14 protein-coding genes and 1 tRNA gene are annotated in these 13,122 nt (G+C 67.8%); 13 read left to right on the forward strand and 2 right to left on the reverse strand.

The features are described from left to right. Positions 1 to 32 precede the first annotated feature (32 nt). The gene (locus tag KM427_RS04210; RefSeq protein ID WP_183592759.1) at positions 33 to 1,013 is read left to right on the forward strand and encodes a sulfate/molybdate ABC transporter ATP-binding protein; all 981 of its coding nucleotides are present in this window, start codon (positions 33 to 35) and stop codon (positions 1,011 to 1,013) included. Between the two features lie 55 nt (positions 1,014 to 1,068). On the opposite strand, the gene KM427_RS04215 is transcribed toward KM427_RS04210, so the two are convergent. Continuing rightward, positions 1,069 to 1,560: a YajQ family cyclic di-GMP-binding protein gene (locus KM427_RS04215; protein ID WP_183592760.1), complete on the reverse strand. Its 492-nt coding sequence runs from the start codon at positions 1,558 to 1,560 to the stop codon at positions 1,069 to 1,071. 111 nt (positions 1,561 to 1,671) lie between these two features. Here KM427_RS04215 and KM427_RS04220 point away from each other — a divergent pair. Beyond that, positions 1,672 to 1,757: transfer RNA gene (locus KM427_RS04220), tRNA-Tyr, on the forward strand. 142 nt (positions 1,758 to 1,899) lie between these two features. Here KM427_RS04220 and KM427_RS04225 read toward each other — a convergent pair. Continuing rightward, a complete protein-coding gene (locus tag KM427_RS04225) occupies positions 1,900 to 2,052 on the reverse strand; it encodes a hypothetical protein (protein WP_215526363.1) in 153 nt (50 codons plus the stop codon). Positions 2,053 to 2,146: 94 nt separating this feature from the next. Here KM427_RS04225 and KM427_RS04230 point away from each other — a divergent pair, with 94 nt between their 5' ends. The 11 genes from KM427_RS04230 to KM427_RS04280 all read left to right on the forward strand — a co-directional run bounded on the left by KM427_RS04230 (position 2,147) and on the right by KM427_RS04280 (position 13,113). Then, complete coding sequence (locus tag KM427_RS04230; protein WP_215526364.1) at positions 2,147 to 2,554, forward strand: aminotransferase class III-fold pyridoxal phosphate-dependent enzyme; 408 nt, start codon at positions 2,147 to 2,149, stop codon at positions 2,552 to 2,554. Positions 2,555 to 2,628: 74 nt separating this feature from the next. Beyond that, positions 2,629 to 3,210 (forward strand): hypothetical protein, encoded by a 582-nt coding sequence (locus tag KM427_RS04235; protein WP_215526365.1) that lies wholly within the window; start codon positions 2,629 to 2,631, stop codon positions 3,208 to 3,210. Positions 3,211 to 3,607: 397 nt separating this feature from the next. Further along, complete coding sequence (locus KM427_RS04240; RefSeq protein ID WP_215526366.1) at positions 3,608 to 4,501, forward strand: cupin domain-containing protein; 894 nt, start codon at positions 3,608 to 3,610, stop codon at positions 4,499 to 4,501. Further along, on the forward strand, positions 4,498 to 5,703 hold the full coding sequence (locus KM427_RS04245; RefSeq protein WP_215526367.1) for a M24 family metallopeptidase: 1,206 nt from the start codon (positions 4,498 to 4,500) through the stop codon (positions 5,701 to 5,703). Before KM427_RS04240 ends, KM427_RS04245 begins: the two co-directional genes overlap by 4 nt. A 31-nt stretch (positions 5,704 to 5,734) precedes the next feature. After that, complete coding sequence (locus tag KM427_RS04250) at positions 5,735 to 6,880, forward strand: ABC transporter ATP-binding protein (RefSeq protein ID WP_215526368.1); 1,146 nt, start codon at positions 5,735 to 5,737, stop codon at positions 6,878 to 6,880. Continuing rightward, positions 6,877 to 7,923 (forward strand): extracellular solute-binding protein, encoded by a 1,047-nt coding sequence (locus KM427_RS04255; RefSeq protein WP_215526369.1) that lies wholly within the window; start codon positions 6,877 to 6,879, stop codon positions 7,921 to 7,923. The genes KM427_RS04250 and KM427_RS04255 overlap by 4 nt, the downstream gene beginning before the upstream one ends. A gap of 49 nt (positions 7,924 to 7,972) precedes the next feature. After that, positions 7,973 to 9,706 (forward strand): ABC transporter permease subunit, encoded by a 1,734-nt coding sequence (locus KM427_RS04260; protein ID WP_215526370.1) that lies wholly within the window; start codon positions 7,973 to 7,975, stop codon positions 9,704 to 9,706. 5 nt (positions 9,707 to 9,711) lie between these two features. Further along, the gene (locus KM427_RS04265) at positions 9,712 to 10,656 is read left to right on the forward strand and encodes a polysaccharide deacetylase family protein (RefSeq protein ID WP_215526371.1); all 945 of its coding nucleotides are present in this window, start codon (positions 9,712 to 9,714) and stop codon (positions 10,654 to 10,656) included. Beyond that, on the forward strand, positions 10,653 to 11,066 hold the full coding sequence (locus KM427_RS04270) for a cupin domain-containing protein (protein ID WP_215526372.1): 414 nt from the start codon (positions 10,653 to 10,655) through the stop codon (positions 11,064 to 11,066). Before KM427_RS04265 ends, KM427_RS04270 begins: the two co-directional genes overlap by 4 nt. Next, positions 11,063 to 12,094, forward strand: a complete 1,032-nt coding sequence (locus tag KM427_RS04275) for a thiamine pyrophosphate-dependent dehydrogenase E1 component subunit alpha (protein WP_215526373.1) — start codon at positions 11,063 to 11,065, stop codon at positions 12,092 to 12,094. The genes KM427_RS04270 and KM427_RS04275 overlap by 4 nt, the downstream gene beginning before the upstream one ends. Next, positions 12,091 to 13,113, forward strand: coding sequence for an alpha-ketoacid dehydrogenase subunit beta (locus tag KM427_RS04280; RefSeq protein WP_215526374.1), 1,023 nt, complete (start codon positions 12,091 to 12,093; stop codon positions 13,111 to 13,113). The genes KM427_RS04275 and KM427_RS04280 overlap by 4 nt, the downstream gene beginning before the upstream one ends. The last annotated feature ends 9 nt before the right edge of the window (positions 13,114 to 13,122 follow it).

Genomic DNA, 13,122 nt, shown 5'->3' on the forward strand with positions numbered 1-13,122 from the left:
CCAGGACCTCACAGCAAGGAACCGAATCAGCCATGAGCATCGATGTCTCAGGTGTCACCAAGACCTTCGGGGACTTCGTCGCGCTCGACGACGTCTCCGTCTCCCTGCCCACCGGCCAGCTGACCGCGCTGCTCGGTCCGTCAGGCGGTGGGAAGTCCACGCTGCTGCGCGTCATCGCGGGCCTCGAGACCGCCGACACCGGTCGGGTCACGATCGAGGGCGTGGACGCGACGAGGCTGCCACCCCAGAAGCGCAACGTCGGCTTCGTGTTCCAGCACTACGCGGTGTTCAAGCACATGACGGTCGCCAAGAACGTCGCGTTCGGCCTCGAGATCCGCAAGCGGCCCAAGGCCGAGATCGCGGCGCGGGTCGACGAGCTGCTGCGACTGGTGCACCTCTCGCAGTTCTCGCACCGGCTCCCCTCGCAGCTCTCCGGCGGCCAGCGACAGCGGATGGCGCTGGCCCGCGCGCTCGCCGTCGAGCCCAAGGTGCTGCTGCTCGACGAGCCGTTCGGCGCGCTCGACGCCAAGGTGCGCAAGGAACTGCGCGACTGGCTCCGCCGGCTGCACGACGAGGTGCACGTGACCACGGTCTTCGTCACCCATGACCAGGAGGAGGCGATGGAGGTCGCCGACGAGATCGTGGTGATCAATGACGGCCGCGTCGAGCAGGTCGGCACACCGGACCAGCTCTACGACGAGCCCGCCAACGACTTCGTGATGAGCTTCCTCGGCGAGGTGACCACCCTGGGCGGCGTACTGCTGCGGCCGCACGACGTACACATCTCGACGACGCCCCAGCTCGCCGGCGCCGCCGAGGGCACGGTCTCGCGGGTGCTGCGGGTCGGCTTCGAGGTCCGGGTCAACGTGCTCACCGACGACGGCGAGGACGTGCTGCTCGTGCTCACCCGGACCCACGCCCGCCAGCTCGGCATCGAGCCCGGCGTCCGTGTCTGGGTGACCCCCGCCTCGGGTGCGCTCACGGTCCCGAGCATGAAGGCGGCCGTCGGCTGAGCCGAGTCGGCGCTGTCTCGCCCCGGGGGGTAGGCGAGACGGCGCCGACTCGACCTCAGCGGTAGTTCGTGAACTGCACCGCGAAGTCGTAGTCCTGGGCCTTGACCAGCGCGATCACGGCCTGCAGGTCGTCGCGCTTCTTCGAGGAGACCCGCAGCTCGTCGCCCTGGATCTGCGCCTTGACGCCCTTGGGGCCCTCGTCGCGGATCAGCTTGGAGATCTTCTTGGCGTTCTCGGAGGAGATGCCTTCCTTGAGCGCGATCGCGATCTTGCTCTGCTGGCCCGACTGGCGGGGCTCGGAGGCGTCGAGGACCTTGAGGCTCACGTCGCGCTTGACCAGCTTGCCCTTGAACACGTCGAGCACGGCGCTCGCCCGGTCGTCCGCGGACGCCGAGATCTCGATCGCCTGCTCGCCCTGCCACTCGATCGTGGCCCCGGTGCCCTTGAAGTCGAACCGGGTGGCGATCTCGCGCGCGGTCTGGCCGAGCGCGTTGTCGACCTCCTGGCGGTCGATCTTGCTGACGATGTCGAACGACGAGTCGGCCATGGTTTCTCCCTCTCGAGCCGGCGGGTCGGCAGTTTCGTCCCGCTGATGTGCCTGCGCTATTGTTTCGCCTTGCTGCCAGTGGGCCAAACGGGGCCCGCTCGGAAGCGCCGAGGCAGGTTGCCCGAGCGGCCAATGGGAGCGGACTGTAAATCCGTCGGCTTACGCCTTCGCAGGTTCGAATCCTGCACCTGCCACCAGCCGAGGAAGGGCCCCTGACCAGCGGAGACGCGGGTCAGGGGCCCTTCGCGTGGTGTCCGGCTGATGTCGGCCAGAATCGGTGATTTACGGGGGTCCGTGGGGAATACGTGAGCAAGTTTCGGCCGGGCGCTGGGCTGACGATCAGCGGAACGGGCCCTTGAGGCCCTTCTCGATGAGCAGCTTGGACCGCTCGCTGATCCGGTCCTCGTCCTCCGGGTTCGATGCGGTGACCGCGACATAGACAATGACCCCCTGGTCGTCACGTCGCCCCGGATCGGTGGCGAAGGTCCGCACCCGGTAGCCGAGTCGTTGGCCGGCGGCTCGGCCGCAGCGTCTGATCTGGTCGACGAGTTCCTGGTTCCAGGCCTCGACGAGGCGACCGGTACTGATGGGCGATCTCGAGCGCGGCCTGCCCACCATGGTCAGCCACGCCAAGGGCGTGCACGTGTGGGACAAGGAGGGCAACCAGTACCTCGACGCCTCGTCGGGCGGCAACGTGGTGATCAGCATCGGCTACGGCGTCGAGGAGGTCATCGAGGCGATGACCGAGCAGGCCCGCGCCGTCGCGTTCTGCGGGTCGTTCACCAGCGACGCCCAGGAGACCCTGGCCCGGGAGCTGGCCGACGTCGCCCCGGAGGGCCTGGACTACGTCCGGTTCGTCTCCGGTGGCTCGAAGGCCAACGAGACCGCGATCAAGCTGGCCCGCCACTCCTTCGTGGAGACCGGTCGGCCGGAGAAGTACAAGGTCGTCGGCCGGTGGCGCAGCCATCACGGCAACACGCTGGGCGCGCTCTAGGCGACCGGACACGTGCTGGTGCCGGGTCCAACGGTGCCGGGTCCGGCTCCGAGAGCACCGCGCACCGCGACGCGATGGCCGAGCGTGCCATGTCGAGCAGGGATGCCGACGGGGCGGAGCCGCCGTGTCCGGTGTGGGTCACCAATGCCTTCGCGGTGCTGGTGCCGACCGCGTACCTGGCTCTCGTCGTCTACCTGATCTACGGGATGTCCACCAAGGGGACCGACGGGGGCCTCCAGGGAGGCGACGCGGCCGCGCTGGTCGGCGGCATCGCGGCGATGACGATCTTCCTTGCCACGTTCGCCGAGAACCGGAAGACGTTCCTCGAGAGGCTGCCACGATCACCGCGATCCATGTCGGCGTGGTCGACGCCGGGCCTGTCGGGCAGCGCGGCGGGTCACTGCGAGCATCGGTCGCGACTGGCCGCGCGCGCCCTCGCGCTCGTCGGCCGCCCAGGCGCCTCGGAGGTGCATTCCTCGCGCGCCGGCTCGGCCGCTGCCTTGACGGGCCAGGGCCGTACGTTGGCCGTCGTTGCCCGGTTGGATCCCTCAGCCGTGCGCTGCCAGGCGTCGGGGCGAGGCCATGCCCGCTCGGCCCGCGAGCGCAACCGCCGCAGTTGCATGCCACGTGTGCGCGAAGCGCACGCCAAGTGCTGACGCACGGCGCTCGCCGACCTCACACATGCTCCTCGCCGAGAGACAGCACGCGCTGACGGGCGGCGTAGCGCGCCAGGGCGCTCCTGTGCCTGCGCTCGGCTCAAGCCTCCCCTCGCTGCGTTGGCAGAGCTTCGAGGCGCGCCCGTAGCCTTGCGCTCCGCCGCCTGGCGAGGCACGCACTCGGAGCACGACCTTGGGCACGGATGTCGCGTCCGGGACACGCCCTATCTCAGTGATGGCTGGCGAGCGCCTCCCATCAGGCCTCCACATACTTGCAGGAATTCTGTAGATGCACCATATACCTCTTGCAGATGCGGCAACCAGAACCTACAGTACGACTGTATCTAGAGAGGAATTGGTGACCTTGGCCACTCCGGTTGAACGATCGACCGTCTCCGTGACCGAAGCGGCGGCGGCGCTGGCGATGAGCCCTGGGACGCTGCGGTTGTGGGAGTCCCAGGGCCTGATCTCGCCGCCTCGCGATGAGCGTGGTCGACGTCGGTACGGCGCTCAGGAGATGGATCGGCTGCGCCGGATCAAGTGGTGGCGGGTGCGCTCCCTCAACGCCCCGGCGATCAAGCGGATGCTCGACGAGGAGGACTACGCGGGGATCTCGGGCGACCTCGAGACCACCCCTAAGGCGGCGAGCGCTGCTCCGATCTATGACGGCGGGTACTTCCGCACGCTGCGTCGATCGGCCGGCCTGACGCTCCGCGAGGTGGCAGACCGCTCGGGTTTGAGCGTGTCCTTTCTCAGCGCCATCGAACGCGGCCTCTCACGGATGTCGCCGTCGGCCGAGACCCGGCTGCTCGTCGCGCTGCGTGGCGAGGACCCGATCGACGACCAGCAGCCCACGCCGATGCACACCCTGGGCGCGGGCAGGCAGGTCACGGTGGCGCCGGGGATCACCTACGAATGGCTGACCGCCACCCAGGGCCTCCTCGAACCGCAGTACGCCGTGATCGCGCCCGGCGCGGGGAGTGCTGACACCTACCAGCATGACGGTGAGGAGTTCTTGCTGGTTCTCGGAGGTGAGTTCCGTGTCTGGCTGGGTTCGGAGGAGCACCTGCTCCGGGCCGACGACAGCCTGCACTTCATGAGTCAGACCCCGCACCGCTGGCGCAACGAGTCGTCCGAGGACGTCCGGGCTCTGTGGGTGACGACTGAACGCGGCGTCTGGGGGCCCACCGGCGAGGGGGGCCGCCGGCACCGGCAACCCCACGGGGAGAGCGACAGTTCCGCAAGCGACAACCGAACCGACCCGCCGATGGCGAAAGGAAAACCCGAATGAAGCAGAACTCCGCACTGGTCGAAGCCCTGCCCACCTGGGTGCAGGCCGACAGTGAATGGACTCTTCCCTTCGAGGCTGCAGAGCTCGAGCGCCGTCGTGACGGCCTGCTGCAGGCGATGAACGACGAGGGCGTCGAGGTCGTGGTCATCACCACCTCGCGCTCACTGATCTACCTCACCGGCAACCAGGCCGGAGGACCGGAGGCGTTCAACCGCCTGGTGATCGCCGCCGACGGCACGCACCGGTTCATCCTGCGCCGGATCGACCTGGGGTGGAGGGCCGTCTGGCGGCCGCAGACCTGGGTCAAGGACTGGTTCGACTACGAGGACGGGGAGGGCATCGACTCGGCCACCGTGCGGGCGATCCGCGAGGTGGGCGGCAAGCCGGCGGGCACGCTGGGCCTGGAGCTCGATCGACCCTCGCTGAGCTACGAGAGCGCCGTCAGCCTGGGCAGCGGATCGGGCATGGGCCTGACCAACGCGACCCGCATGGTCGAGTCCCTGAGGGTGATCAAGTCCCCCGCGGAGATCGAGGTCATCCGCAGTGTGGCTCCCACGTCACTGCGAGCGAACGAGGCGCTGGTCGAAGCGTTGCGGGCTGGCGCCACCGACGTCGAGGCCGCGATCGCCGCGCAGACCGTGATCATGCGCGAGGGCGGTGGTCACACCCACAACCAGCCCTACGTGTTCTCCGGACCGGCGGGCGAGATGGGGCACATGTGCTGGGCGAGAGTCGCTCCGAAGCCCGGGGAGACCACGAGCTGGTACATCTCCGGAGTCCGGCACAACTACTCCAATCCGATCGAGCGGACGCTGCTGCGCAACCCGGACACCGACGGGGTCCAGCGGATGCTCGACTCGGTCGAGGCGGCGACCGAGGCGGTGGTTGGCGGGATTCGCCCGGGGATGACGTCCCAGGAGGCCTATGCCCTCGCCTACCGGGTGCACGAGAAGTTCGGCTACGAGCGCTACTTCCTGAACAACGCGGCCTACTCCACCGGCATCCATTGGAACGAGTTCGACCTCTTCCGGCTGCGGCCCCATGACGAGCGCACCCTGGAGGTCGGCATGACGCTCCATGTGGTCCCCATGCTCATCGTCCCTGGCGTCGGCAACATCTGCGCGAGTCGCTTCGTGGTCGTGAGCGAGGACGGTAGCGAGCTGCTCAACGACGCACCGCTCCGCCTCGAGGCCTTCGACTGATGCCACGGACACAGGAATGGTGAGCCGAGTCATGGCATCCCGGCCCGAGGTGGCGGCGGTTGCCGCGACCGCCGAGGGGGGCACGGCGATCTCGCTTCGCGGGTTGGCCAAGCGCTATGGGCGCACTCAGGCGCTCGACGACGTCTCGTTGGAGATCGAGCCGGGTCAGTTTGTGACCCTGCTCGGTCCCAGCGGCTCGGGGAAGACCACCCTGCTCCAGGCCATCGCCGGTTTCGTGGATCCGGACGCCGGCTCGGTGCTGGCGGGCGGGATGGACATCACCACGCTCCCCGCCCACCGTCGAGAGATCGGCTTGGTCTTCCAGCACTACGCGCTGTTCCCTCATCTGACGGTGGAGCAGAACATCGCGTACAGCCTGAGGGTCCGGGGCACCGCCAAGCAGCACCGTCACGAGCTGGTGCAGAGGTTCCTGGACATGGTCGAGATGTCCGACCTCGGCTCGCGGATGCCCGACGAGCTGAGTGGCGGACAGCGCCAGCGGGTGGCGTTGGCCCGGGCACTCGTGTTCGAACCCAAGGTGGTGTTGCTGGACGAGGCGTTGAGTGCCTTGGACCGCAAGCTGCGCCAGAGCCTGCAGTTCACCATCAAGCGGATCCAGCGCGACATCGGTGCGACGTTCATCCACGTCACCCACGACCAGGATGAGGCGTTGGCGATGAGCGATGTCATCGTCTTGATGCGTGCGGGGTCGATAGAGCAGGTCGGGACACCGGCGGATCTCTACGACCACCCCGTCTCTCCCTTCGCGGCCGCGTTCATGGGGGAGGCGAACCTGGTAGAGGTGACTCGGGTCGAGGGGGATGCTCTGGAGCATCCGGGCAGTCGGCAACGCTTCGGGGCGTCACACCGCCTCGTCCCGGTGCCGGACGTGGGCGCCTTCGAACCTCTGCTCTGCGTGCGCCCCGAAGCGATTCGCCTGACTGCCGACGGGGGGCGCGACTGTCTGACAGGCGTGCTCACCGCCGGAGTCTTCATGGGCGATCACTGGCGCTACAACGTCGACATCGGAACCCAGAGTCTGGTGATCAAGGACTTCAGCTCGCGCACCGCGCAAGTGGAGGTCGGCCAGCAAGTGCAGCTCGAGCTACCGCGGTACGACGTTCCGCTGTTCGTCCCAGCTGACCCAAACCGAGCAAGAGTCGGAGTATCCACATGATGAACCTGTCCAAGCTGACCCCCCTTCTTCTCCTGTCCCTGGCACCACTCGCAGCCTGCAGCAGCGGCGCCTCCGGTGCCGACGAGGGAACGATCATGGTCGTCGACGGTGGTGGCTCCTACCACGACGGAATGAAGAAGGCGATCTACGAGCCCTGCGCGAAGGCGACCGGCCTGAAGATCGTGAACTCCACCTTCGACTACTCGGTCGGTCAGATCAAGGCCCAGGTCGAGGGTGCCAAGGAGTGGGACATCGTCACCTATCCGACCTACGTCACCGAGGACGAGGCGGCCGACTACTTCACGCCCATCGACTACGACGTGGTCGACACCGAGGGCGTTCCGGACAGCGCCAAGCACACGTACTGGGTCGACTACGACCTCACCGGCGTGGCCCTGGGCTACCGCACCGACAAGTACTCCACTCCGCCGACCGGATGGGCGGACCTGTGGAACGTCGAGGACTTTCCCGGCCCCGCGACCCTCGAGGCCACCACGATCAACCAGAACCTCGAGCTCGCGCTGCTCGCCGACGGGGTCGCGCCGAAGGACATGTATCCCCTGGACCTCGACCGTGCCTTCGCGAAGCTCGATGAGCTGATGGACCAGCGCAAGGTGAGCTACTTCGCCTCCGGCGCCGACATGGTCCAGAACTACACCAGCGGCGCGGCCACGATCGGGCTGAGCATGAGCGGTCGGTTCATCGCAGCAGCCGAGGAGGGTGCTCCGCTCGCCTTCGCCAAGGACGGCACCATCCTGGCCTCCACCAGTTGGGCCGTGCTGAAGACCGCGCCGAACCCCGAGGCGTCGATGGAGTTCATCAAGTGCGCCATGGAGGCCGAGAACCAGGCGGCGGCGGCCAACGCCATCAAGGGTCAGTACCCGGTGAACCCGCTCGCCTACGACCTGCTCGAACCCGAGCTGAAGGAGATCGTCCCGGACATCACCTCCGAGGACGTACTGCTGGAGAACCAGGAGTACTGGGCGGCCAACTTCAGCGACGTGCAGAAGCGTTGGCAGGACTGGATCGCCAGCAAGAGCTGACGACTGCTGAGACACGGCGCCGGCACCACGGAGAGGATCAGAGGGGACAATGCGACAAGGAATTCGCGCCCGAGCAGGGTCGCTGACCCTGGTGGGGGTCCCCTTCGCCTTCGTCTGCATCCTCTTCGTGGTGCCGGCCCTCGTGATCGTGGCCAGGAGCCTGGAGTTCCCGCACTTCAGCCTGGAGAACTACCGCTCCTTCACCGACGGGCCGGCAGTGCGCCAGGCCACCATCAACACCTTCATGCTCGCCCTGCAGTCGAGTCTGGTCGCGGCGGCCATCGGCTGCGTCCTGATCGCCGGATTCGTGACGTTCGGGCCACGCTGGAAGGCCGTGATCGTCGGTGCGCTGCTGTTGCCCTTCGTGGCCAGCGAGCTGGTCCGGATCGTCTCGTGGCTCCTGCTTCTGGGTCCGGAGGGTCCCCTGGCCGACCTGCTCGCGAACCTCGGCATCCACGATGCCTCGCTGCTCGGCGGCCGGGTCGGAGCCCTGATCGGCATGGTGCACGTCGAGCTCCCCTTCTTCACGCTGGCCGCGCTCCCCACGGTCCTGGCCCTGGACTCGGCCCTGGGGCGGGCCGCCACCAGCCTGGGAGCCAACAAGATCCAGCGCTTCCTGTCCGTGACCTTGCCACTCGCACTTCCCGGCGTGGTCGCAGCCTGGGCGCTCACCTTCGTCCTGGGCCTGGGCTACTACGCGACGCCGGTGATGCTCGGCGGCGTCAAGGAGCAGACGACGCTGCAGGCGCTGATCCTCAACGACATCGGTCAGGGCGGCAGCTGGAACCATGCTGCCGCGCTCGGCGTGCTCCTCGTCGTGGTGGCACTCCTCGGCTTCATGATCCTGGCCTGGGCGGGTGGGCTGCGGGTCATCTACGGCGGACGTTCCGACGTCGACCATCGAAGTCAGGGCGGCGTCGTCTCCGCCTCCTACCAGCGCTTCGCCTACTCGGACCGACTGTGGCGTGGTCCGGGTGCGCTCCTCGAGACACGGGTCGCCTCTCGGCTGCTGCGGTCGGTGCACCTGGGTCTGATTCTGCTCGTCCTGCTGTACCTCGCCGCCCCGACCCTGGCCGCCATCCCGGCCTCGCTGTCCGGAGGCACCCTGGTGGAGTTGACGCCGGACACCTGGTCGACCCGGTGGTACGTCACCCTCTTCCAGGACCCGGCCTGGTCGGCCTCCCTGCGCACGAGCCTGCTGGTCTCCATCCCGGCCGCGGCGCTGGCCACCGCGATCGGTCTATGTGCGGCGATCGGTCTGGTTCGCCGCTATCACGGGGTGGGCACCCGCTATCTGACGACGATGCTGATGCCGATGATCATGCCGATCCAGGTCACGGCGCTGGGTCTCTTCTTCGTCCTCACCTACGTCGGCATCGCCTTCACCCCGCTGGCACTCATCCTGGGCTACACCCTGTTGGGTCTGCCCTACGCCGTGGTGGTGCTCAGCGCGGCGCTGCAGAGCTTCGACTGGGACGTCGACCGCGCAGCGCAGTCCCTCGGCTCCCCGTGGTGGCGCCGCGCTGGCGGGATCCTGCTCCCGCTCCTGCGGCCGGCACTGATGGTGAGCCTGCTGTTCGCCTTCATCACCGCGTTCAGCGAGCTGATCTTCGCGCTCTTCATGCGCTCGGCCTACCTGACCACGCTGCCGGTCCAGCTGTGGTCGGCGGTCCGCTACGACCTCGACCCCACCACCGCCGCCGCCGCCGGAGTGACGCTGATCGCCTCCGTGCTGGCCGTCGGGATCGTCGCTGTGGGTCGGATGGGCTGGCGGCCCAGGTGACTGGCGTGCCGCTCGACTGTCAATCCATGAACGAGGAAAGGACTGCGTTGACTAGGGATCTAGTCGGGTACGGACGGAACGGCCCCGATGCTCGATGGCCCAATGGCGCCCGCCTGGCGGTGTCATTGGTCCTCAACTACGAGGAAGGCTCCGAGCGAACCTTCGAGAACGGCGACGATTCACAGGAGACCAGCACGGAGTGGGGCCAGTACGACTACCCGCCCACGACCCGGAACCTGGCCATGGAGTCGGTCTACGAGTACGGCTCACGGGTGGGCGTCTGGCGCCTGCTCGACCTGGTCACCGAGTTCGACGTGCCGCTCACCTTCTTCGCGTGCGCACAGGCCCTGGAGCGCAACAGCGAGGTTGCAGAGTGGATCCGCGATCGCCCGCGGCACGAGGTGTGCTCGCACGGATATCGGTGGGAGGAGGTCTTCCGCCTCAGCGAGGCACAGGAACGCTCACACATCGACGAGGCGATTCGCAGCCTGGAGCGCACGGTCGGGCGACGGCCACTCGGTTGGTACTGCCGCTACGGCGCCAGCGAGCGCACTCGACGGTTGCTCGAGGAAGTCGGTGGCTTCGTCTACGACAGCGACTCCTACGCCGACGACGCGCCGTACTTCGTCGAGGGAGTGCAGGAGCGGCGTCTGGTGGTTCCCTACACCCCGGATGCCAACGACTTCCGCTTCTGGCAGGCGAACGGGCCCGTCACCGCGCGGCAGTTCTCGGAGTACCTCGTCGACACCTTCGAGCAGCTGTACCGCGAAGGGGAGAGCTCCGCGCGGATGATGTCGATCGGCCTGCACCCGCGGATCATCGGCCGACCTGGCCGGGTGGGCTCCCTGCGTTCCTTCCTGGAGCATGCTCGGCAGCGTGACGGCGTCTGGTTCGCCACCCGCCTGGAGATCGCCGAGGCCTGGTTGACAGCAACCGGAGGCGCCTCATGAGCACCCGCCCCATCGACGTCTCACGCTGGCCGGGAGTCGCGGGCATGCCCGACGAGGCGACCCTGCACCAAGACCTCCTGGTGGCCTCGGACCCACGACGCGAGCTGCTCATCGGTATGACCGTCATGCGACCTAGCGGTGCGACCGTCTCCCTCTCCCACACGGAGGTCGAGTTCGTCTATGTCATCGAGGGACGACTCACCGCAGTGTTGGACGGAGTCGATCACGTGCTGGTCGAGGGGAGCCACACCCTCCTACTGCCCGGCACGCGGCACGCCTTTCGAAACGACTCGACCACCGAGGCGGTGATGCTCTTCGTCTTCCCGCGCGGGCGCGGGGATGAGCCGGCACTGCTGGGCGGCATCGCCCCGCCCCCACCGATCCATGACAGAGAAGGGGAGACCGGATGAACGACGTGGACGACGCCAGGCGCCGAAGCGTCCTGGAGAGGATGCAGCGAGCTCGGGTCTTCGAAGAGATGCTGGGTGTGGAGTTCGCGCGCCAGCGCGATCACGCCAAGGCCGCCTTCGGCGGCCGCAACAGCGCCTTCGAGGACTACAACCGAGACTTCCGGATCCCCATCCAGGGAAACTTGGAGCTCTCGATCGGGCAGGAGGTGGCTCCTTCCGCGCTCTGCGTCTGGTTGACCGACGACGACTACGTGGGTGGCACCCACCGATCGCACTCGTTGGCCGTCGCCAAGGGCGTCGGGTGGAAGTCGATGCTCGCCGAGATCTACGGACGGTCGACCGGGCTGTGTGGGGGCCGGGCCGGCGACTTTATGCTCAACGACTCTCGTGTGAACTTCGAGAACAGCGCCATCATGGCCCAGCTGACCGCGGTCGCCGCGGGACACGCATTCTTCCACCAGCGCAAGCAGACCGGCGGGCTCGCAGCGGTGTTCATCGGCGACGGCGCCAGCAACCAGGGCGTCGTGCACGAGACGATGAACCTGGCGTCGCTGTGGAAGCTGCCCCTGATCCTCGTCATCGAGGACAACGGCTACGCCATTAGCACTCCTCGCCGTCGGGGGAGCGCCGTCGAGGACCTCAGTGTGAGATCCAGGGCCTACGACATGCCCGGCGTCGGCGTCGACGATCGCGACGTCGACGTGCTGATCGAGGCCTTCGGGTCGGCGGTCGACCGCGCCCGAGCGGGAGCGGGGCCGAGTCTGGTGGTCAGCCGGACCCACCGGCTGCGCGGAGCCTTCGAGGGCGACAGCCAGGCCTACCGCCCCGAGGGCGAACTGGAGCGGGAGACGCGCCTGGACGCGCTCCCGCAGTACTCGGCCAGGTTGGTCGAGTCAGGTGTGGTCAGCCCCGAGTGGATCGTCCAGGTCAACGACAGGGCGAGGGAGGACTTCGCCGAGGCCCTGGCGTTCGCCGAGGCCTCTCCGTATCCCGATCCTCGTACCGCAGCGGAAGGACTGTTCGCATGAGCACCCAGGCAGCGCCCCGGCAGGTCACGTTCGCCGACGCGATGAAGGAGGCCCTCGACTTCGCCCTCGCCGAGGACGAGGACACCCTGATCCTGGGAGAGGACGTCGGGGTCATGGGCGGCGTCGCGGGACAGACTCGCGGCCTGCACGCCAAGTACGGCGACCGGCAGGTGATCGACACCCCGATCTCGGAGGCGGCGTTCTTCGGGCTTGCCGCTGGAGCGGCACAACGCGGCATCCGCCCGGTGGTCGAGCTGATGCGGGTGGACTTCTTCGGCGTGGCGATGGACCAGATCTACAACTACATCGCGAAGATCGGGTACTGCACCGGCGGCCGGCGTCGAGTACCCGTCACGGTCCTGACGCAGGTCGGCAACCCGCTGCGACAGGGAGCGGTCCATGCGCAGACCCTGTTCGGCACCTTCGCCCACGTGCCGGGGCTCAGGCTGGTGGCGCCGGCGACCTCATACGACGCCAAGGGCCTGCTGCGCGCGAGCGTCGCCAGCGACGATCCGGTGTTCTTCTTCTTCCACTCCAGTCTGTTGGCATTGCCCTACGGTCCCGGCATCGAGCAGTGGACCGCGCTCGACGTCCCCGAGACGGACTACACGGTCGATCTGGGATCCGCGCGGGTGGCGCGCGAGGGGTCAGACGTGACCTTGGTGTCGGCGTCCTACACCGTTCACGAGTGCTTGCGCGCGGCCCAAGAACTGGCCCAGCGGGGTCTGTCCTGTGAGGTGGTCGACCTGCGGTCGATCGTCCCGTTGGACCTCGAGACCGTGCTCGGCTCGGTGGCCAGGACCGGTCGTCTCGTGGTCGTCGACGAGGACTACCTGGGTTTCGGGGTGAGTGCCGAGATCCTGGCAGCCGTCGCCGAGCGCGGCGTCGAGATGCGGGCGGCGCCTCAACGTGTGGCGCGTGCCCATGTGCCCATTCCCTACTCCATCGCCCTCGACGACGCAGTGCGGCCGAGCGTCTCGCGGATCGCCGCAGCCGTCGAACGCATCTGCGTCGTCTAGAAGAGAGAG

The sequence above is a fragment of the Nocardioides sp. LMS-CY genome (assembly GCF_018732145.1).
Lineage (GTDB): Bacteria > Actinomycetota > Actinomycetes > Propionibacteriales > Nocardioidaceae > Nocardioides > Nocardioides soli.